Origin of the sequence: Streptomyces sp. NPDC015661, assembly GCF_043077765.1 — a bacterium.
Classification (GTDB): Bacteria; Actinomycetota; Actinomycetes; order Streptomycetales; family Streptomycetaceae; genus Streptomyces.
The window spans coordinates 172,422-191,129 of record NZ_JBIBST010000015.1; the positions used below are offsets into that span (position 1 = coordinate 172,422).

Here is an 18,708-nt window from a genome sequence, read left to right on the forward strand (position 1 = left end):
AGCACGTTGAAGCGCATTGGCAGTTCCTGCCTGAACCAACTGGAGGTGTTTCGCGATGTTGATGCGCACCGACCCGTTCCGCGAGATGGACCGGATCATTCAGCAGCTTTCGGGCACGTCGGGCACATGGTCGAAGCCGTCCGTGATGCCGATGGACGCCTACCGTCAGGGCGACGCGTACGTGATCGCCTTCGACCTCCCGGGTGTCAGCACCGAGGCCATCGACATCGACGTCGAGCGGAACATGCTGACCGTCAAGGCCGAGCGCCGGCCCGCGGAGAAGTCCGACGGAGTGCAGATGGAGCTCTCCGAGCGGCCCCTCGGTGTCTTCTCCCGCCAGATCATGCTGGCCGACACCCTCGACACCGAGCACATCGAAGCCGACTACGACGCGGGGGTCCTGACCCTGCGGATCCCGATCGCCGAGCGCGCCAAGCCGCGGAAGATCGCGATCGGCGGCGACTCCGGCCGCAAGCAGATCTCCGGCTGACCGGCCCGGCAACCACCCGGCACCAGCAGCGGAGGACGGAGAACCTCATCCCCCTCCGGCACCCCGTCCTCCGCACCCTCCCCTTCCTTCGCCCCTCCCCTCGAGGTGACGTGAGATGTCGATGCGCAGGGAATCCTTTCTGGACCACGTCCAGGAACGCGGCGAGTACGAGACCCGGGAGGAAGCCGAACGCGCGGCCCGCGTGGTCCTGGCCCTGCTGGGCGCCCACCTGGTCGGAGCCGTGCGAGCGGCACTCGCCGCCCGCCTTCCCGAGACCTACGCCCTGATCCTCCTCAACCCCCTGCAGGCCGCAGAGCCGCTCTCCCCCGAACGCTTCGTCCGCGCAACCGCGGCCTGGATCGAGGGCGCCACCGAAAAGACGGCCTTGTGGGACATCGGCGCGGTCCTGTCCACCGTGGCCGCCGCAGCCGGAGACGTCCTCACCCGCGAAGCCCTGCTCCAGCTCCCACCCGGCTACGACCTCCTCTTCGGCCACCCCCAGCCCACCTGACGGCCGGCCGAGCACCGACCCCTCGAAGAGACTCGAAGAGAAAGGCGACCGCAGCACCATGTACGACCAGCTTCGAGCGAACCCGGCCCAGCCCGCCATGACGTTCGAGCAGATGCTGGAACGCGTGCGCTACGAAGGCGCGTATCCCACCCGCAAACGCGCCGAGGAAGCCGTCCGCACCGTCCTCGCCGCCCTCGGACGGCAGCTCGTCGGCGACGAACGCGTCGACCTCGCACAATGCCTGCCCGTCGAAGCAGCCCTCGCCCTGACCGCCCAGATCCCCGCCACCGAACAGCTCACCGGCTGGGGCTTCATCAAGGACATCGCCACCCGCACCGGCACCAGCCCGGCCATCGCCCGCTGGGACACCGGCGCCGTCTTCGCTGTCGTGACACGGCTCGCCGGTCCCGACCTCCTCGGCCGCATCCTGCATCAGCTTCCCGATGGCTACGCGCTCCTCTTCGGCCAGGCAGAACTCAGCCGGCATCCTCAGCGTGCTGCCTGATGTCCCCCGCTCCCCGGAGCCACCCATTGGGCCGCGAGGCCTGCCAGTGACGTGCCGCTCGCTCTAGAAGGGCGGTTCGTGACTCTTGCACCGCCGGGTCACCCCTCCTTGGCGATCCTTCGGGCGGGCTGGCTGCCGAGCGAGTAGAGGTACGTCCGCTCCGGCTCGCAGGTAGCCGTGCCACAACGTGCCAGTAGCGGCGGTGAACAGCGGTCAGCAGGGGATCTGCGGCGACCTGCCGGGCGCTGCCACACGCAGACGTTTCCCCAGGTCAACGGCTACATGGGCACCCAAGGGCCGGGTGATTCCCAAGCTTGTAGCGCGGGTTCGATTCCCGTCATCCGCTCTTGGACGAAGGCCCTGGTCGGAGACCAGGGCCTTCGTCGTTGTCCGGGCTGTCACCGGAATCGGGTCAGAATTCCAGCACCTCGCGGTCGAGCGGGTACTGCGCGCGGTGGGGGCCGTCGTACGGCGAGGGCGTGATCGGGAGGACGCCGGTGGGCTGGGTGCCCAGGTTGTCGTCCCAGAGGCGGGGTACGACGTGTCCGACGACGCGGAACTTCCGGAAGGTGAACGGCGGGCTGTCGGTCGGGAAGAACTCGGGCGTGGTCATCACCTGGAAGTGCAGGTGCGGCGTGGTCGAGTTGCCGCTGTTGCCGATCAGCCCGAGGACCCGGCCTGGCGCGACGCGGTCGCCTTCCCGGACCCTGGGCGAGCCGGGCGTCAGGTGCGCGTAGAGCAGGTAGCGGCCCGGTGCGACCTCCACGGTGACGTGGTTGCCGACGGTCTGGTCGATCGGCGGGACCGGCGGCGTGACGGGAGGCGTGTTGTCCGGGATCCCGTCCTGGACCTCCACCACCCTGCCGCCGGCCGCCGCCACGACCGGCTGACGGTAGCTCAGGTAGCTGGTGAGCCGGGTGGGGTCGCCTTCCCAGGTCTGTCCCTGCTCACCGACCCGGTACCAGTCGATCGCGAAGCGCTGCGGCACGTAGAAGCGGCCGTTGATCGGACCGAGGCCGCGCCGGTGGTGGGTGTTGCCGCAGCACGACTCGCTGGAGTACCAGGTGCCGGGGCGGACCGGCGCGTCCAGGTTCAGCGGCGCGGTGCGGTCGGTCGGGGTGATCTGGACCGTCTCCTCGAACGGGGAGGCACCCGAGGCGGTGAGGACGGCACCCGAGAGGTGGTGTTCGAGGACCTCGGGCACCCGCTGACCGCGGCCGAGGACCAGGTCGAGCCAGACGACCCACTCCTGGGAGCCCGGGATGACGGTCGGCGTCGGCCCCGGGGGCGCCGGCGTGTACCCGTCCGCACCCGGCAGGGGGTCGCCCACCGGGTTGGCGGCGTCGGCCAGCGCCTGCCCGCTCAGCGAGCCCACCACCCGGTGCGTGCGGGCGTCCCGGACCTCGACACGGTCCAGCCGCACCCGTGCGCTGCTGGGCAGTGCGTTCGTGGTGAGCAGTTCGTACGAGAGGTGCGTCTTGCCGTCCGTGGCGCTGAACGGCGCCGGTTCGGTCATCACGGCCGCCGTCAGCGGCGTGAACTGGGGACCCGGCGCCGGCGTGGGCGCGCCGGTGCCGTATCCGGGTGCCGTCGAAGCCGTCAGCATGCCGACCGCGAGCACGGCGGCGGCGAGCCCGCGACGTAGCGGGCTGCGGCCGGTGCGGTGACGAGGGTGGCGCTCTGCCATGGTGCTCTTCCAGTCGTCGGGTCCGGGACCGCGAAGGCACCGGCACGCCCCGCGCCGAGGCGCAGGCCCATGTAATCCGGCCGACCGGCGCTCCCGGCGGACGGCGCCGGAGTCGGGTGCCGAACTACACCCGTCCAGCCGCACCGGACCGCCGGGCGGGGCGGCTTCTACGAAGCCCCAGGTCACAGACCTGGGGCTTGTTTGTCGGCCCGACGCATATCGCCGCACTCGCCCTCCGAGGCGCACGGAACCCTGCGGCCTGTCGCCTGAGGCTCCGCGCGATCCCTCCGACCCGCGCATGCGCCGTCAAAGCCTCCGCCGTGGCGCGGTCGAAGCCCTGAGCCAGGTGTTCCGGATGGCCGACTCCGCTCCGGGCTCCGGCCACCGGCGGATCAGCGGGCAGAACGCCGATCGCGGCAGGGCCGACGCCCCTATGCTGCGGCGGTGACCACACCCGCCAGACCCTCACGTCGCGGCCTCATAGGCGCGGCCCTGCTGATCGTCGTCGTGACCGCGTCCATCGCCTCATGGCGGTGGTGGGACCGCGCTCAGGACGGCGAGTTCAGCGCCGACCCGAGCTTCTGCACACTCGTCACTCCCGAGACGATCCACCGGCTCGTGCCCGAGGCGTACGGCGGACGAAAGGACGTCGCCTCCTGCACCTGGGCCGCCCCGCGCGAGAAGGGCAAGTACCGGGCCGGCGTCCATCTCTTCGCGAGCCGCCTCAATGTCGACCTGGCCCACGAGGACTTCCGCGACCTACGCGCCGAAGACGAACCGGGCTGGGAGAAGAACACGCAGGAGGACCTGCTCGGCCTCGGCACGGAAGCCTTCCTCCGCTTCCGGCCACCCGTCCCCGGCAAGACCATCACCGCCCAGGTCGTCTTCCGCCGCAGCAACATGGTGATCTCCGTCGCCTACACCCGCAGCGACGACGACCGGCAAGCCGCCCGCGCCGGGGCCATCGATGCCGCCCGTGAAGCGGCCGCCCTGCTACGACCGTAGGTCGCCGTGCACGAGACGTCGCCGGCGTCGCCCGAGTACGGCGTACGGGAGGTCGCGGTGCAGATGTCCGACCGGTCTGCGTGGCAGCCGGTCCGCCGTGAGACGACGAGGCGGCTCGGGCACGTGCGCTACCAGGCCGGTCGCGGATCCTGGCGCTCGGTCGAGAGGCCTGCCGGCACGTCGACCCCTCCGTCCGTCCGCCAGAGAAATCCCGGGCTCGGCGCATGCTGGACGGTCGGGGACGCCGGGGCGTGGAATCGCTGGACATGCGGGAGCGGTACCTCGACCAGCGCGCCGTCGTACATCATCCACAGACCGAAGCAGTCGTCCTCCTCGTCATGGATCAGCACTTGTACCTGCCGGGGATCGGGCCACGGAAGTGATTCCAAGTGCTTCAGGAGACCCGAGCGCGTCCACTGCCTGGAGAACTCGATGACCCAGCCACCGACGAACAGGTTGAGCGGCGTGAACTCGCCCCTCCAGCTGCGCGATTCGTCGGGGCGGGTGAGCGGCTCCATGACCTCGTCCGCATCTGTGGCCAACACGATGACCTGCGCGATCCTGCTCATGCGGAGATATCACCGCACGCCGTGGGCCGGTGCAACCAAGTAGTGGAGCGCCGATCCGCCCGTCGGGCACGCACCACGAGTTCGCGCCGTGGCCGTCGATGTCGACGCGCCAGGCCTGTGGGTACGGCGGCAGATCCGCCGCGCGCGTCCGGCTGTGTATCCGGAATGTGTCGGGCAGCGCTCGGGATCGCATCGAAGGGGAGCAGCACGGTGCGCCGCGTGCGGCGGCGGCGAGGCGGTCGCACAGGCGCTCACCTGGGACTTCTCAGGGGCGTCAGGAGACGGCGCCGCTCGTCGAGGGGCTTCGGGGACAGGGGGAGCTGTCCGCTCTCTGCCGTATTGTTCCGGTCGTTGCGCGGCTGTGCCCACGTTGTGGACGTGGGCCGAGGCCGGCCACCCGTCCGCCGCTCGAACAGGAGCCGTCCTCTTGTCTTCGCCCGACTCCCCCGCGTCCTCCGCGCGCGTGCTCCTTGTCGAGGACGACGACCTGATGCGCCGGTCCTTCGCCGTCGCCCTGGAGCGTTACGGCTACGACGTGCGGGCGGTCGCCGACGGCCTCGCCGGGCTCGAAGCCTTTCGTGAGCACGACTTCGACCTGCTGATCCTCGACGTGATGCTGCCCGGCCTCGACGGGATCGGGCTGTGCCGCCGGGTCCGGGAGACCAGTCTCGTGCCGGTCCTGATGATGTCCGCGCGCGGCGACGGGCTCGACGTGGTCGCCGGACTGGAGGCCGGCGCCGACGACTACGTCGTCAAACCGGTGGAGACGTACGTCCTCGTGGCCCGCATGCGTTCGCTGCTGCGGCGCGCCACGTACGCGCCCGTGCCCCCGGACGGACCGGCGCCGGCCGAGGGGGACGTGCTGGAGTTCGGGGACCTGAGGATCGACACCGCCGGGATGGAGGTGTTCCTCGCCGGCCGGGCGGTGGCGCTGACCCCGACCGAGCTCAAGCTCCTTCTGGAGTTCGCCGCCCACCCCGGGATCGTGCTGGAGCGCCACACCCTCCTGCGGGACGTGTGGGAGTACGGCTGGGACGGGGACAGCCGTGTCGTCGATCTGTGCGTGCAACGGCTGCGCCGCAAGGTGGGCCGGGACCGCATCGAGACGGTCCGGGGCTTCGGCTACAAGTTCCGGCGGTGACCTTGTTCTCCCCACGCAGTCTCCGGGCGGGCCGCACCTCACTGCGCTGGAAGATCGCCGCGCTCGCCGCGGCGATCGCCCTGCTCGTGGTCGCGGCGGTCGGCGTCCTCGTACACCTGTGGACCGCCCAGGACATCCGGAGCCGAGGCGAGGCACGGGCGCTCAACACCCTGTACGCGGCCATGGACGTCCACCGGCGCACCGGCGTCCTCACGGACGGCGCCGAGCTCGACCCCGACGAGCTGCCCGCCGCGCTGCGCGCCCCGGCCGACGGCGAACGGCACCATGTCTACGACGGGCACGTCGAGGGAAACGTCGGACCGAGCGTCTGGGCCGCCCAGCGCACCGGCGGGCCGGGCAGCCCCGTCCTCGCCGTCCAGACCAACCTGAACCCGGACCACGCCAACCTCTCGCGCCTCGACGCGGCCATGGCGGTCGCCTCGCTCGTCGCGCTCGCGGCCGCCGTTCCCCTGGCTGTCTACGGTGCGGGGCTTCTTTCCCGGCGGCTGAGCAGGGTCGCCGAGACGGCTGGGCGGATCTCCGCCGGGGATCTGGACGCCCGCTCGGGGCCCACGAAGGGCCGTGACGAGGTCGCGGACATCGCCGCGACCGTCGACAGGATGGCCGACAGCCTCGCCCAACGGCTGCGCACCGAGCGCCGGTTCACCGCGGACGTGGCCCACGAGCTGCGCACCCCGGTCGGAGGACTGCTCGCCACCGTCGACCTCCTGCCTCCCGGAGAGACCGAGGACCTGCTGCGGGCCCGGGTCCGCGACCTGCGTGACCTCGTCGAGGACCTCCTGGAGATCTCCCGCCTGGACGCCGGCGCCGAGGAACCGGTCCGCGTCCGGGTGCCGCTCGGCGCCGTGGTCATGGAGGCGGTCTCCCGTACCGGCCTCGCCGCCGAGGTCATCGAGGTCACCGGGGCCGCTGATGTCGCCGGTGCCGCCGGGGCCGCCGGGGCCGCCGATACCGCCGGTGCCGCCGGGGCCGCCGGGGCCGCCGGTGCCGCCGATACCGCCGATACCGCCGGTGCCGCCGATACCGCCGATACCGCCGGTGCCGCCGGTGCCGCCGATACCGCCGGTGCCGCCAGGGCCTCCGACGACGCCGACGTCGCCGCCGACGGCGTCGCGCAGACCGTGCAGACCGTGGAGACCGACCCACGCCGCCTGGAACGGATCGTCGGCAACCTCGTCGTCAACGCGCACCGCCACGCCGTCGGCCCCGTGCGCGTCACCGTCGACGGCCCGACGGTCGTCGTCCGTGACCACGGCCCCGGCTTCCCGGCCGACCTGCTGCTCCACGGCCCGCGCCGCTTCCACACAGGTGCCCGGGAACGCGGCTCGGGTCACGGCCTCGGGCTCACCATCGCCTTCGGCCAGGCGCGGGTCCTCGGGGCCGAACTGCTGCTGTCCAACGCCCCGGACGGAGGGGCGGTCGCCACCCTGCGGCTGCCCACGTGACGGACGGCCGCGGGGGCGGTACGGGGTGGAGCGGGCACTGATACACGGCCGCCCAGGGCCCGATACGTTGCTCCGGCACCCTTCGAAGGACATCGCGTCCCGTACCCGACCCGGCGCGGGGCCCACTTCGAGGAGGCCACCATGAACCCGTCCGTCCGCACCACCACCCTGTTCCGTGGCGCCCTGTCCCGCGGCGCCCTGGGCATCGGTGCCCTCACCGCCGTCCTGTCCCTGCTGCTCGTCATCGGCGGGCTCACGGCGAACACCGCGGCGGGCGAGACGGGACAGCCCGCCGGAGTGCTCGGCGTGATCGGGCTGTTCCTCGGCGGGACCCTCCTGGCCGTCGGCGTGCTCGCCCGCTCGGTCGCCGCCCAGGCCGGGCGCCGGTAACGGCAGCACCCCTCCTGGCCGTCGGCGTGCTCGCCCGCTCGGTCGCCGCCCAGGCCGGACGCCGGTAACGGCAGCACCCCTCCCGGGCCTCCCCCGGTGCCCGCGCCCTCGACGCGCGCACACCGCGGGGAGGCCCTTTCGCGCGCCCGGTGCCCGCTACACCCTTGCCGCACGCCCGAGCGGTCGCCGATACACGGCGGCCCGGACCCCGATACGTTCCCCGGACACCCTTCACGTGCGCTTTCCGTACGAGAAGAGGAGCCCCATGACCGCCGACCTCCTGCCGCCGCACCCGACGACCGGCATCGCGGCCGCCACCACCGACCTGTCGAAGGTCTACGGCAGCGGCGACACCCGGGTGGTCGCCGTGGACCGGCTCAGCATCGCCTTCCGAGAGGGCGAGTTCACCGCGATCATGGGCCCGTCGGGCTGCGGCAAGTCCACCCTGATGCACTGCGCCGCCGGGCTCGACTCGCCCACCTCCGGGTCGGTACGCGTCGGCACCACCGAACTCGCCCGCCTCGGGGACCGGCAGCTCACGCGGCTGCGCCGGGACCGGATCGGCTTCGTCTTCCAGGGCTTCAACCTGCTGCCGACCCTGACCGCGCTCGAGAACATCACCCTGCCGATGGACATCGCCGGACGCCGCCCCGACCGCGACTGGCTGGACCGGGTCGTCTCCATGGTCGGCCTCGCCGACCGCCTGGGCCACCGGCCCGCGCAGCTGTCCGGCGGCCAGCAGCAGCGCGTCGCCATCGCCCGCGCCCTGGCCTCGCGCCCGGCGATCGTCTTCGGCGACGAGCCCACCGGCAACCTCGACTCCCGCGCCGGGGCCGAGGTTCTCGGCTTTCTGCGCGACTCGGTGCGCGAGCTGGGCCAGACCGTGGTCATGGTCACCCACGACCCCGTGGCCGCCGGCTACGCCGACCGCGTCGTGTGCCTCTCCGACGGGCGCCTCGTCGAGGAGATGGCCCGGCCGACCCCGGACCGCGTCCTCGACCTGATGAAGAGCCTGGGCTCCCGCGCCCACGGCGGCTGAGCCGCGCCCCGCCGCCCCTCCCGTACCTCCCGCCCCCGGAAGTCCCCGACTTCCTCGGAAAGCCCGGAAGCCCCATGTTGAGAACAGCCCTGCGCAACCTCCTGGCCCACAAGGCCCGGCTGGCCATGACCGTCCTCGCCGTCAGCCTGGGCGTCACGTTCGTCAGCGGCACCCTCGTCTTCGCGGACTCCACCGCCGCCGCCCACCGTGCCGCCGCGTCGAAGAACTTCGCCGGGATCGACGTCACCGTGACCGAGAAGGCCCCCGAACCCGGTACGAACGGCGGATCGCGGACCGGTGTGCTCGACGACACGCTCGTCACGGAACTGGCCCGGGTGCCCGGCGTCGCCGCCGTACGCCCGTCGGCCGACGGCTCGGCCACCCTGAACGCGGCGGACGGCAGCCCGCTCCGGGCCGACCAGGCCCGGTCCCACCTGGCCGGCGCGTACGTACCGGGCAAGGACGGCAAGGACAGCCGCCATCCGCTGACCGAGGGCCGCGCCCCCGCGAACAGCGGCGAGATCGCCGTGGACCGCGGAACCGCCGCCGCGGGCCGCTTCCACGTCGGCGACACGATCACCCTGGCCACGGACGGCCCCGTCATGACCAAGCGTCTGGTCGGCATCGTCACCACCGACGACTCCCGCGTCACCACCGGCGGCACCCTCGTCCTCTTCGACAAGGCCACCGCCCAGAGGCTGTTCGCCGCCCCCGGCCACTACACCGGCATCGACCTGACCGCCGCCGCCGGCACCACCGCGTACGAACTCGCCGACCGGATCACGGCCGTGCTGCCCGCCGACCGCGCCGAGGCCACCACGGGCCAGGCCCAGGCGGCCCAGCAGGCCATCCTGGTCGACACTCTGACCCGCGGCTACGAGAAGGTGCCGATGGTCTTCGCCGGGGTCTCGCTCTTCATCGGCTCGTTCCTCATCGTCAACACCTTCACCATGCTCGTGAAGCGGCGGACCCGCGAGACCGCGCTGCTCCGGGCGATCGGCGCCTCGCGCCGCCAGGTGTCGCGCTCCGTCCTCCTGGAGGCCCTGGTGGTCGGCCTGGCCGCCTCGGCGGCCGGCTTCCTGCTCGGGCTCGGCGTCGCCGTGGTGCTGCCCCGCCTCCTCGGCGGCGACAGCACCCTGCCCAGCGGCCCCCTGGTGATCGGCCCGCGCCCGGTCGTGGCGGCGCTCGGCGTGGGCGTCGGCGTCACCGTGCTCGCCGCGTGGCTGCCCTCCCGCCGGGCCGCGAGGACCTCCCCCGTGGAGGCGATGCGCACGGCCGAACAGCCGCCTCCGGCACAGCGATTCCGGCTGCGCGGCGCGGTGGGCCTCGGTCTCCTCGTGCTCGGCGCCGGCCGGCTGGTCTCGCTCAGCGGCGCGAAGGACGCCTCGGAGGAGAACCTGCGCGACGCGATGGCCGGCTGCGGTCTGTTCGCCGCCGCCCTGATCGTGCTGGCGCCGCTGCTCGCCGCCCCGGTGATCCGGCTGACGGGGCGGCTGACCGGGCGCTTCGGCGTCACCGGCCGCCTCGCCCGCGAGAACGCCCTGCGCGACCCGCGGCGCACGGCGGCCACCGCCGCCACCCTGCTGATCAGCACCGGCCTCGTCACCGGCCTCGCCGTCATCGGGCACTCCACCGGACAGGCCCTCGACCGCCAGGCAGCGGCCGGGCTCGGCGCCGACTACGTCGTCAGCACCCGCTCCACCACGACGGGCATCGACCCCGGTGCCCTACGACGGCTGGCCCATACCCCCGGCGTACGCGCCGCGCACGCCATCACCGACTCGACCCTGTTCACCGGCAGCGGTGTCCGGCAGATCTCCGGCGTCGACCCCGCCACCGCGCGCGACACCATGAAGCTCGACTTCGTGTCCGGCTCCGCGGAGAACCTGGCACCGGGCCGGATCGCCGTCTCCACCACCCTCGCCCGGGACAACGGCGTGACCACCGGCGGCATGCTGAACGTCCAGATGGGCCGCGCGGGGAAGTCCACCACGTACAGGGTCGTGGGCGTCTACAAGGACAACCCCGTCGCCCGTGACGCGCTCGGCAGCCGTGCCGAGATCGCGGCGAACAGCTTCCTGCCCGGCTCCGTCCAGCGCGTGCTGCTGCGCACCGACGGCCCGGCGACGGCGGCGCTGGAGAACCGGCTGCGCACCGCCGTCGGCAACAACCCCCTGCTCAAGGTGCAGGACCGCGAGCAGCTCGTCCGCGAGGCCGCGGGCACCATGGGCGACCTGCTGGACGTGATGTACGGCATGCTCGGCATCGGCGTCGTCATCAGCGCGCTCGGCATCGTGAACACGCTGGCCATGTCGGTGGCCGAACGCACCCGGGAGATCGGCGCGCTGCGCGCGCTCGGCATGGACCGCGCCGGTGTCCGCCGCATGATCCGCCTGGAGGCCCTGACCGTCGCCGGCTTCGGAACCCTGCTGGGCCTGGCGGGCGGCCTGTTCGGCGCCTGGGCCGTCGGCTCCCTCGCCAACGGCGCCATCGAGCAGTACACCCTGGTCCTGCCCTGGGGAACCCTGCTCCTGGTGTGCCTGCTCTCCCTCGCGATCGCCGTCCCCGCGGCCGCCGTCCCCGCTCGCCGGGCAGCCGCCCTGAGCCCTCTGGAGGCGGCCGCGAACACCTGAGGTCCGGCACGGCTGTGCGACGGTCCGAGCATCGGTGATCCCAGGCTCGTGGCGCGGGGTCGATTCCCGTCGTCCGCTCGTGAACGAAGCCCCAGGTCAGTGACCTGGGGCTTCGTCGTCGCATCAACCGTGCGGTGCCGCCCTGCGGCGGCGGTGCGTCAGCTCTGCGCGGCGGCGGTGCGTCAGCTCTGCCCGGCGTCGTCGCCCGTCTGCCCGGCGCCCTCGGCAGTGCCCACCTTCTCGCGCATCTTGCGCACCAGCTCCGCCTTCTGTTCGGCGGCACCCCGGCGGTCGAGGTTGCGGTGCGGACCGTTGTTCTGGCGTTCGGCGCGGGACAGCTTCTTGCGCTGGCCGCCGCCCTGGCCCACGGGGTTGTTGATGTTCTTGCTGTCGGTCACGGGTTCTCCCGGTCATGAGCTGGAGGGATCTGCGGATTCATCTGACTGTCGCACGCGGCCGCCGAGCGGGCGAAGCCGTCACGTCGGGGGCGCCGCTCCGCTTTCGCTCAGACCGTGGCGCTTTCGCTCAGCCCGTGGCGCTTTCGCTCAGCCCGTGGTGCTTTCGCTCAGCCCGTGGTGCTTTCGCTCAGCCCGTGACGCACGAGTCGCTGATAGAAGGGGCCGGAGCACTACACGACAGGTGAGGACACGAGAGCATGAGTGATCCGGTCGGGCCGCAGGCCGCCCCGCTCGACGCGTCCGTCGACGCGCTGTCCGACGTACTCGACATGATCCATCTGCGCGGCGAGGCGCTGACCTCGGTCCGGGCGGCCGGCGGGACCGAGGTCCGCCACGCGCCGGGAGAGCGGGCGCTGCACCTCGTCGAGGAGGGGCCGGTCGAGCTCGTCGTCGACGAGGGGACGCGACTGCGGCTCGGGCGGGGGGACATGGCGTTGCTGGCGACCGGCACCGCGCACCGGCTGAGGGCGGTGGAGGGGGATGCCTCCTGGATGAGCGGCCGGTTCCTCGTCGAGGAGAGCGCGGCCTCCCCGCTCCTCGCGTCGCTGCCCGAGGTCATCGTGCTGCGCGGCGCCGAACCCGGTCTGGAGTGGCTGCCGCTCAGCGCCGGGCTGCTGGCGGCCGAGATCGCCGATCCGAGCGCCGGGTCGCGGGCGATGGCGTCCCGGCTTCTGGACCTGCTGTTCATCAAGGCACTGCGGGCGTGGTCCGACGCCGACGGGGCCGGCGGCAGCCCGGGGTGGCTGACAGCCGCGCTCGACCGGTCCCTCGGGCCCGCCCTGTGGGCCATCCACCGCCATCCCGAGCAGCCCTGGACGGTGGAGGAGCTGGCCGGGCTCGCCTCGCTGTCCCGGGCCGCGTTCGCCGCGCGCTTCACCCGGCTGGCCGGAGACCCGCCCGCCCGCTACCTGGCCCGGCTGCGCCTGGCGCGGGCGGCCGACCGCATCGCGACGACCACGGAGCCCGTGGGAGCCATCGGCAAGGCCCTGGGATACGAGTCCGAGGCGGCGTTCTCCCGGGCCTTCGCCCGCGAGTACGGCACCGCCCCCCGTGACTGGCGCGCCGCCCGAAAAGCGCCGGAATAGGTGCGACCTGGCGTTTGGGCAAAGAGCCGGAACAGGCCCGACCTGGCGTTTGGGCAAAGAAAGGAAGCGAGTCGATCATTCTGCTCGGCCGACCGCCGGAATAGCGTCTTCCGTGTCGGCGAAAGGCCGACGGGCCGCGGCACCGGATCGCGCGGCGGGAAGACGAGCCGGCAGGCAGCGGGCCCAGCCCCTCGGCCGGAGAGATCAGGGTGAGACTCATGGAACGAGAAGCGGCCACGGACACCGTCGTCCTCATCCACGGCCTGTGGATGACCCCCCTGTCGTGGGAGAACTGGGTCACCCGCTACGAACAGCGCGGGCTCAAGGTGCTCACTCCCGGCTACCCCGGCATCCAGCCCGGCACCGCCGGAGTCCAGGCTCTGCGCGACGACCCGTCCCCGCTGGCCGGCCTGGGCGTGACGGAGGTCTTCGACCACCTGAAGCACGTCATCGGCGGGCTCGACACGAAGCCGATCATCATGGGGCACTCGTTCGGCGGCGCCTTCGTCCAGCTCCTCCTCGACGCCGGGTACGGGTCGGCCGGCGTGTCCATCGACGGCGCGGCCGTGAAGGGGATCAAGTCGCTCCCGTTCAGCGAGATCAAGGCGACCTTCCCCGTCCTGAAGAACCCGGCCAACAAGAGCCGCGCGGTGCCGATCACCGAGAAGGAGTTCCACTACGCCTTCACCAACAACCTCACCGAGGAGGAGTCGAAGGCCGTCTACGACCGCTACTCCGTTCCCGTCTCGGGCCGCATCCTCTTCCAGGGCGGCTTCGCGAACTTCACCCCGAGCGCGTCGACGACCTACGACTTCGCCAACGACGACCGCGCCCCGCTGCTGTTCGTCTCCGGCGGCAACGACAACATCCTGCCGCCCTCCGTGCAGCACGAGAACTACGAGAAGAACGCCAAGCGCTCGAAGGCGATCACCGCGTACAAGCTCTTCGACGGCCGCAGCCACTACACGTGCGGCGAGCCCGGCTGGGAAGCCGTCGCCGACCTCGCCCTCGACTGGGCCCTCTCCCCCACCGCCGGCGACCTCGGCCAGAGCTGACCCCTGGGGCGAGGTTCCACCGGGTCGCGTCCCGTCCGCCCCGTGTCGGACCGTGGTCCGGTGTCGCCGCCATCGCCTGGGTCGTCCTGGGCAGCGGCTGGGCGGCCGGCTTCGCCGCGCGCGCCCGCCGGGCCCGGGAGGCGGCGAACACCGCCCGCCACACCGAACGCGCCGTCGTCGAGGAACGGCTGAGGATCGCACGCGAGACGCACGACATCGTGTCGCACAGCCTCAGCCTGATCGCCGTGAAGGCCGGCGTCGCCGGTCATGTCGCCCAGCGGCGCCCGGAGGAGGCCCTCGATGCCTTGCGCGTCGTCGAGCAGACCAGCCGGGCCGCGACGACCGACATGCGCCGCGCCCTCGGTGTGCTGCGTACCGACGGCGGCGCCGTCGACGTACCGCTGGGCCCGACGCCCGGGGCGGAGGTGCCGGCCGCGATCCGGGTCGTCGCCACGGGCGACTCCCTGCCGGCCCCGTCGGTGACCCGCCGCCTGATCGAGGACTTCACCCGCCGCCCCGGCCCGGCCCCCGGCCGGGCACGAGCCCCGGTGACGGGGGTGACGGAGCGGGAACGCGAGGTCTGGGAGCTGATCGCGCGGGGCTCGTCGAACGACGAGATCGCGGCGCGTCTGCACGTGAGCATGGGGACGGTGAAGACCCGCATCGGCCGCCTCCTGGCCGAACTGACCGCCCGCGACCGCGCCCAGCTCGTGATCACGGCGTACGAGTGCGGAATCGTGTCGGCCTCCGACGGCGGCCTGGGAACACGCTGAGAGCCGGCCGAGGCCCGGGCCGGGTACCGAAACGCGCCGACGGAACATCCACCGGACGAGCCGGGCCGCGCCCTATCCCGCGCGAGATTCCCAAGCTTTCAGCAGGGGTTCGATTCCCGTCATGCGCTCTTGAACGAATCCTCAGGTCAGCGTGTGGGGAGCCAGCCCTGCTGGACCGCCCGGACTCCCGCCTCGAAGCGGCTGCGTGCCCCCAGGCGTTCCATGAGGTCGCTGGCCAGGCGGCGGGCGGTGCGCGGCGAGACACCGAGTCGCTTGGCGATGGTGTCGTCGGTGTGGCCCTTGGAGAGGAGATCGATCACGCTCTGCTCCTGGGCGCTGAGGTCCAGATCGCTGACGCCGGGTGCCTCGCCCAGCGGCTGCGCGCCTTCCCAGACCTGTTCGAAGAGGGCGCAGAGCGCCGTGAGGGTGCCCTGACCGGTCAGGACGACGGCGCCGGCCGCGGTGTCGTCGCTGTTCACCGGGATCACGGCGGTGGACCTGTCGAAAAGGATCATCCGGGTGGGCAGCGAGGGAACGAGGCGCACCCGGCCGCCGAGTTCGGCGAGCCAGTTCAGGTACGCGACGGTGTGCGGGCTGTTGCGCACGCTCTCGAGGTAGATGGTGCGCATCCGGACACCGCGCTCCAGCAGGTCTCGGTTGAGGGGCCGGGCCGCCTCGATGTGCTCGGGCTTCTGGCCGCCGTCGGGCGCGAAGGTCATGACCTCCTCCCGGAGGTCCCGGGTCAGCCGCGTCAGGCAGTCGCGGATCTGGTCGATACCGTTGAGCTGCTCGATCCCCGGGTACGTGCCGGAGGGGCGCAGGTCGGCGTACTCGGCGATGAGCTGGGCGGCGGCGGCGCGGGAAGCTTCGATCCGCAGCTGGTGGGCGGCGAGCTCCTCCTGCTGCCGCGCCATCAGGATCTCCATCCCGATGTCCGGGGAGACGGCCCGCAGCATTCCCTCATGTTCGCCGGAAGGGCGGAGCAGGGACAGCTCGCTCAAGGTGTTCAGGGCGTGGCTTATCGCGGTCTCGGTCGTCCCGAGACGCGCGGCGAGGGCTCTCACGCCTTCCTGCGGGTGAGCGAGCATGCTGCGATATACGGCGTCCGACACGGCATCAAGGCCGAGTGCGGTGAGCATTCGGTTCCCCCCTTGCGACAGCTGGTGATCAGCCCCAGCCCGTGATCACCCATGAATGTACGACAGTGTCGCGGGCCGGGCAGTGGATGCTTCCGTCCACTGCCGGAAACGCCACCATCGGTGCCTCGCCCCATGTATCTGATCCACGCCGCACTCGGGCCGCTGGGGCCGGACGCGGTACTCCCCCCACGCCTGAGTGATCTGCTCCTCTCCGCCGCCCGTCCCGACGAGCGCGTCGAGCACGTGGTCACGCACATCCACGCCCGGCCACATCCCGTCGTCGGCGTCTTCCTCCTCGCCGGCTCGCTGAACGATGCGGAGGCGCGCGGGGAGGCTCTCTGCCGACGCGTCCTCGAGACCCAGCCGTCCCTCGAGGCATGCGAACTCATGGGCGCCACAGTGCCCTTGGTGGCCCCTTTCTACGAGCGCCTCCTGTCCTCCCCCGGCCACGGTGGACAGAACCGTCCACTGCAGATTCCGTCCACCTGATCGCGCTTCCGCCCCGTCCGAATTCCTACGAAGCTGAACTCGTCAGCCAGGGACACCACCCCGGACGACACCACCGGAGCCCAGCGCCACCGCGGGACGCAAAGCACCGGCAACCATCCCGACGCACAGAAGGACCACGACCATGCTTCGCATCACCCTCGTCAAGGCCGCCGCGGTCGCCGCCCTCCCGCTCGTCGCGCTCGGCACCGCCCACGGGATCCAGTCCCAGCCGGCCGAGAGCCACTCCTCCACCACCTCCGTGACCGTCGTCGCCTCCGGGCCCGACGACAACAGGATCTGGGGCTAGTCGCCGGGGCAGCACCCGACATTCACCTGCCATCGGCCCTCGTGCGGAGGAAGCAAGTCATCATGAAGTCCGTCAACTCCAGTCCCCGTTCATCCCGTCGACTCGCCGCCGCCGTTCTGCTCGTCGCGGGACTCGTCGGCTCACTCGGTGCCTGCGCCGGCGCCGACCCGGCCGTTCCCCAGGCCCGTACCGCGGCCACCACGAACTCCGGCGCCGACAGCGCGGACCACGGGGCGGCTGCCCAGGCCTCTCAGGCCCCCAAACCTCTGGACCCCGGACCGACAGGCCGGGCGCCCGATCCCCTTCCGGCGCCCGGCGCGGCCGCGGGAGCTCCGCAGAACCCGGCTACCCCGGCATCTGCCCACACCCGGCCCACCACGTCCCCGCCTCACCGCCCGCCCGCCGGGCAGCAGCAACGCCTTCCGGAAGGCCCTCTGACCGTGGCCAAGACCGCGCGACTCACCGTGGGCATCACTGGGCTGCCCGCCTCGCCGCGGTTCGTTCCCGGCGGCGCACCGGTGGAGTTCACCGTGACCATGCGCAACACCGGCGACACCGACTACCCGCTCATCGCACCCGTGATTCGCTTCGACCAGTACGACGGGGGACTCGCCCCCCTCGGCTCGGTGGCCGGGCGCCTGGAGCGCCTCGACCCCGCCACCGGCAGATGGCAGCCCGCCTTTCTGCCGCAGGCCTCGGGTATGGACTTCCTCCTTGCCGCGACCGGCGGAGCGCCATTGCCCAAGGGAGCCACGACGACGATCCGCTACCGGATCGCGGTGGACACGGGTCTGCGCGCCGGAGTCACCGAACTCCAGGCGTACGCCGTTTCACAGCCCGCCAATCAGCAGGCCGGAATGGCCGCGGCGAAGGTGACGATCGCGCCCTGAACATCACTGCCTGATCGACGGCACCACCGTCGACCGCACCACCTCTGATCGACGGCATCAGAGCCCGATCGCCGCGCCTTCTGCGGTGCGGCTCCTCCTCACTTCACCCGGCACGCGCGTGCCGAGGACTTCAGCATGCCTACTTACAGGAGACAAGACGTGTCAAAGGTTTCAATTCGGCGCACTCTGCAGGGAATGCTCGCCACCGCTCTGCTCGCTCCCGCCCTGATGCTTTCCGGCGCCCAGTCCGCCTCCGCCAGCGTGGGTTCCACGATCACGGGGATAGCGGAGCAGAACCTCGGCAACGGCCCGTGCGACACCAACAGCGCCGGGGGCTCCGGCTATTACGGGAGCTGTGGAGAGGCCTGGTGCGCCGACTTCGCGAAGTGGGTCTGGGCCCAGGCAGGCGTCGACGTCGCCGGCCTCACTGCCGCCGCCGGTAGCTTCGGCCAGTACAACGGCGGCCTGAAGAGCACCCCGCACGTCGGTGACGCGGTGGTCTTCAACTACAACGGCGCCGGATACGCCGACCACGTGGCCCTCGTGAAGTCCATCAACACCGACGGCACCATCACCACCATCGGCGGCAACCAGAGCGGCGCCGTCACCTACGGCACCATCACGGCCGCCGGCTACTACAACACCCAGCGCGTCAGCGGATACGTCTCGCCGATCGGCGGAGTGGACCAGAACCCCCCGATGGCGGAGGGGATGTCGCCGATCGTGGGTGTGGGTGACATCAACAAGACGGGTGTGGCCGACTTCGTGGCGCGTGGCTCGGACGGCCATCTGTACTCGTACATGGGTGTGGGTGACGGGTCGTTCTCGGGTCGTACGGATCTCGGCGGCGGCTGGAACCAGTACGACATGATCGTGGGGGCGGGTGACATCAACTCCACAGGCGTGCCGGACCTTCTGGCGCGCGACAAGGCGACAGGACACCTGTACGCGTACATGGGCATCGGCGACGGCAAGTTCACCGCCCGTACGGATCTGGGCGGCGGCTGGGACCAGTACAACCTGATCGTGGGCGCGGGAGACATGAACTCGACCGGGGTCGCCGACATCATCGCGCG

At 71.9% G+C, this 18,708-nt stretch carries 20 protein-coding genes; 16 read left to right on the plus strand and 4 right to left on the minus strand.

Going from position 1 to position 18,708, the window contains the following annotated elements; all coding sequences use genetic code 11:
* The first annotated feature begins 55 nt into the window (after nt 1-55).
* From ACF07V_RS33430 to ACF07V_RS33440, 3 genes are all read left to right on the plus strand, one after another.
* Nucleotides 56-490, plus strand: coding sequence for an Hsp20/alpha crystallin family protein (locus ACF07V_RS33430; RefSeq protein WP_392159438.1), 435 nt, complete (start codon nt 56-58; stop codon nt 488-490).
* A 115-nt stretch (nt 491-605) separates the two neighbouring features.
* On the plus strand, nt 606-1,001 hold the full coding sequence (locus tag ACF07V_RS33435) for a DUF2267 domain-containing protein (protein ID WP_392159439.1): 396 nt from the start codon (nt 606-608) through the stop codon (nt 999-1,001).
* A 58-nt stretch (nt 1,002-1,059) separates the two neighbouring features.
* Entirely contained in the window at nt 1,060-1,506 is a 447-nt protein-coding gene (locus ACF07V_RS33440) for a DUF2267 domain-containing protein (protein WP_392159440.1), read from the plus strand.
* Between the two features lie 412 nt (nt 1,507-1,918).
* On the opposite strand, the gene ACF07V_RS33445 is transcribed toward ACF07V_RS33440, so the two are convergent.
* Nucleotides 1,919-3,193, minus strand: a complete 1,275-nt coding sequence (locus ACF07V_RS33445) for a M23 family metallopeptidase (protein ID WP_392159441.1) — start codon at nt 3,191-3,193, stop codon at nt 1,919-1,921.
* Between the two features lie 444 nt (nt 3,194-3,637).
* Between ACF07V_RS33445 and ACF07V_RS33450 the strand changes: the two genes are divergently transcribed.
* Nucleotides 3,638-4,198 carry a hypothetical protein gene (locus tag ACF07V_RS33450; protein WP_392159442.1) on the plus strand — a complete coding sequence of 187 codons (561 nt, stop codon included), beginning with the start codon at nt 3,638-3,640 and terminating at the stop codon, nt 4,196-4,198.
* A 128-nt stretch (nt 4,199-4,326) separates the two neighbouring features.
* Here the strand turns inward: ACF07V_RS33450 and ACF07V_RS33455 are convergent, their stop codons facing one another.
* Entirely contained in the window at nt 4,327-4,767 is a 441-nt protein-coding gene (locus ACF07V_RS33455; protein ID WP_392159443.1) for a hypothetical protein, read from the minus strand.
* A gap of 427 nt (nt 4,768-5,194) precedes the next feature.
* Between ACF07V_RS33455 and cseB the strand changes: the two genes are divergently transcribed.
* The 5 genes from cseB to ACF07V_RS33480 all read left to right on the plus strand — a co-directional run bounded on the left by cseB (nt 5,195) and on the right by ACF07V_RS33480 (nt 11,436).
* Nucleotides 5,195-5,908: a two-component system response regulator CseB gene (gene cseB / locus ACF07V_RS33460; protein WP_392159444.1), complete on the plus strand. Its 714-nt coding sequence runs from the start codon at nt 5,195-5,197 to the stop codon at nt 5,906-5,908.
* On the plus strand, nt 5,905-7,374 hold the full coding sequence (locus tag ACF07V_RS33465) for a sensor histidine kinase (RefSeq protein WP_392159445.1): 1,470 nt from the start codon (nt 5,905-5,907) through the stop codon (nt 7,372-7,374). The genes cseB and ACF07V_RS33465 overlap by 4 nt, the downstream gene beginning before the upstream one ends.
* A gap of 141 nt (nt 7,375-7,515) precedes the next feature.
* Nucleotides 7,516-7,764 carry a hypothetical protein gene (locus tag ACF07V_RS33470; protein ID WP_392159446.1) on the plus strand — a complete coding sequence of 83 codons (249 nt, stop codon included), beginning with the start codon at nt 7,516-7,518 and terminating at the stop codon, nt 7,762-7,764.
* Between the two features lie 265 nt (nt 7,765-8,029).
* Nucleotides 8,030-8,803 (plus strand): ABC transporter ATP-binding protein, encoded by a 774-nt coding sequence (locus tag ACF07V_RS33475; protein WP_392159447.1) that lies wholly within the window; start codon nt 8,030-8,032, stop codon nt 8,801-8,803.
* 74 nt (nt 8,804-8,877) lie between these two features.
* Nucleotides 8,878-11,436, plus strand: coding sequence for an ABC transporter permease (locus ACF07V_RS33480; RefSeq protein ID WP_392159448.1), 2,559 nt, complete (start codon nt 8,878-8,880; stop codon nt 11,434-11,436).
* Nucleotides 11,437-11,618: 182 nt separating this feature from the next.
* Here the strand turns inward: ACF07V_RS33480 and ACF07V_RS33485 are convergent, their stop codons facing one another.
* Nucleotides 11,619-11,834, minus strand: coding sequence for a DUF6243 family protein (locus ACF07V_RS33485; protein WP_392159449.1), 216 nt, complete (start codon nt 11,832-11,834; stop codon nt 11,619-11,621).
* A 257-nt stretch (nt 11,835-12,091) separates the two neighbouring features.
* On the opposite strand from ACF07V_RS33485, the gene ACF07V_RS33490 reads away from it, so the two are divergent.
* The 3 genes from ACF07V_RS33490 to ACF07V_RS33500 all read left to right on the plus strand — a co-directional run bounded on the left by ACF07V_RS33490 (nt 12,092) and on the right by ACF07V_RS33500 (nt 14,807).
* The gene (locus tag ACF07V_RS33490; protein WP_392159450.1) at nt 12,092-12,979 is read left to right on the plus strand and encodes a cupin domain-containing protein; all 888 of its coding nucleotides are present in this window, start codon (nt 12,092-12,094) and stop codon (nt 12,977-12,979) included.
* Between the two features lie 218 nt (nt 12,980-13,197).
* The gene (locus ACF07V_RS33495) at nt 13,198-14,034 is read left to right on the plus strand and encodes an alpha/beta hydrolase (RefSeq protein WP_392159451.1); all 837 of its coding nucleotides are present in this window, start codon (nt 13,198-13,200) and stop codon (nt 14,032-14,034) included.
* Nucleotides 13,947-14,807 (plus strand): histidine kinase, encoded by an 861-nt coding sequence (locus ACF07V_RS33500; protein ID WP_392159452.1) that lies wholly within the window; start codon nt 13,947-13,949, stop codon nt 14,805-14,807. Before ACF07V_RS33495 ends, ACF07V_RS33500 begins: the two co-directional genes overlap by 88 nt.
* 146 nt (nt 14,808-14,953) lie before the next feature.
* Here ACF07V_RS33500 and ACF07V_RS33505 read toward each other — a convergent pair whose 3' ends face one another.
* Complete coding sequence (locus tag ACF07V_RS33505; protein WP_392159453.1) at nt 14,954-15,946, minus strand: LuxR C-terminal-related transcriptional regulator; 993 nt, start codon at nt 15,944-15,946, stop codon at nt 14,954-14,956.
* A gap of 132 nt (nt 15,947-16,078) precedes the next feature.
* Here ACF07V_RS33505 and ACF07V_RS33510 point away from each other — a divergent pair, with 132 nt between their 5' ends.
* The 4 genes from ACF07V_RS33510 to ACF07V_RS33525 all read left to right on the plus strand — a co-directional run.
* Nucleotides 16,079-16,435, plus strand: coding sequence for a hypothetical protein (locus tag ACF07V_RS33510; protein WP_392159454.1), 357 nt, complete (start codon nt 16,079-16,081; stop codon nt 16,433-16,435).
* Between the two features lie 142 nt (nt 16,436-16,577).
* Nucleotides 16,578-16,742 (plus strand): hypothetical protein, encoded by a 165-nt coding sequence (locus ACF07V_RS33515; protein WP_392159455.1) that lies wholly within the window; start codon nt 16,578-16,580, stop codon nt 16,740-16,742.
* Nucleotides 16,743-17,182: 440 nt separating this feature from the next.
* Nucleotides 17,183-17,632, plus strand: coding sequence for a hypothetical protein (locus tag ACF07V_RS33520; protein ID WP_392159456.1), 450 nt, complete (start codon nt 17,183-17,185; stop codon nt 17,630-17,632).
* Between the two features lie 135 nt (nt 17,633-17,767).
* Nucleotides 17,768-18,708 (plus strand): CHAP domain-containing protein (locus tag ACF07V_RS33525; protein WP_392159457.1); only part of this gene is annotated, 941 nt, incomplete at its 3' end.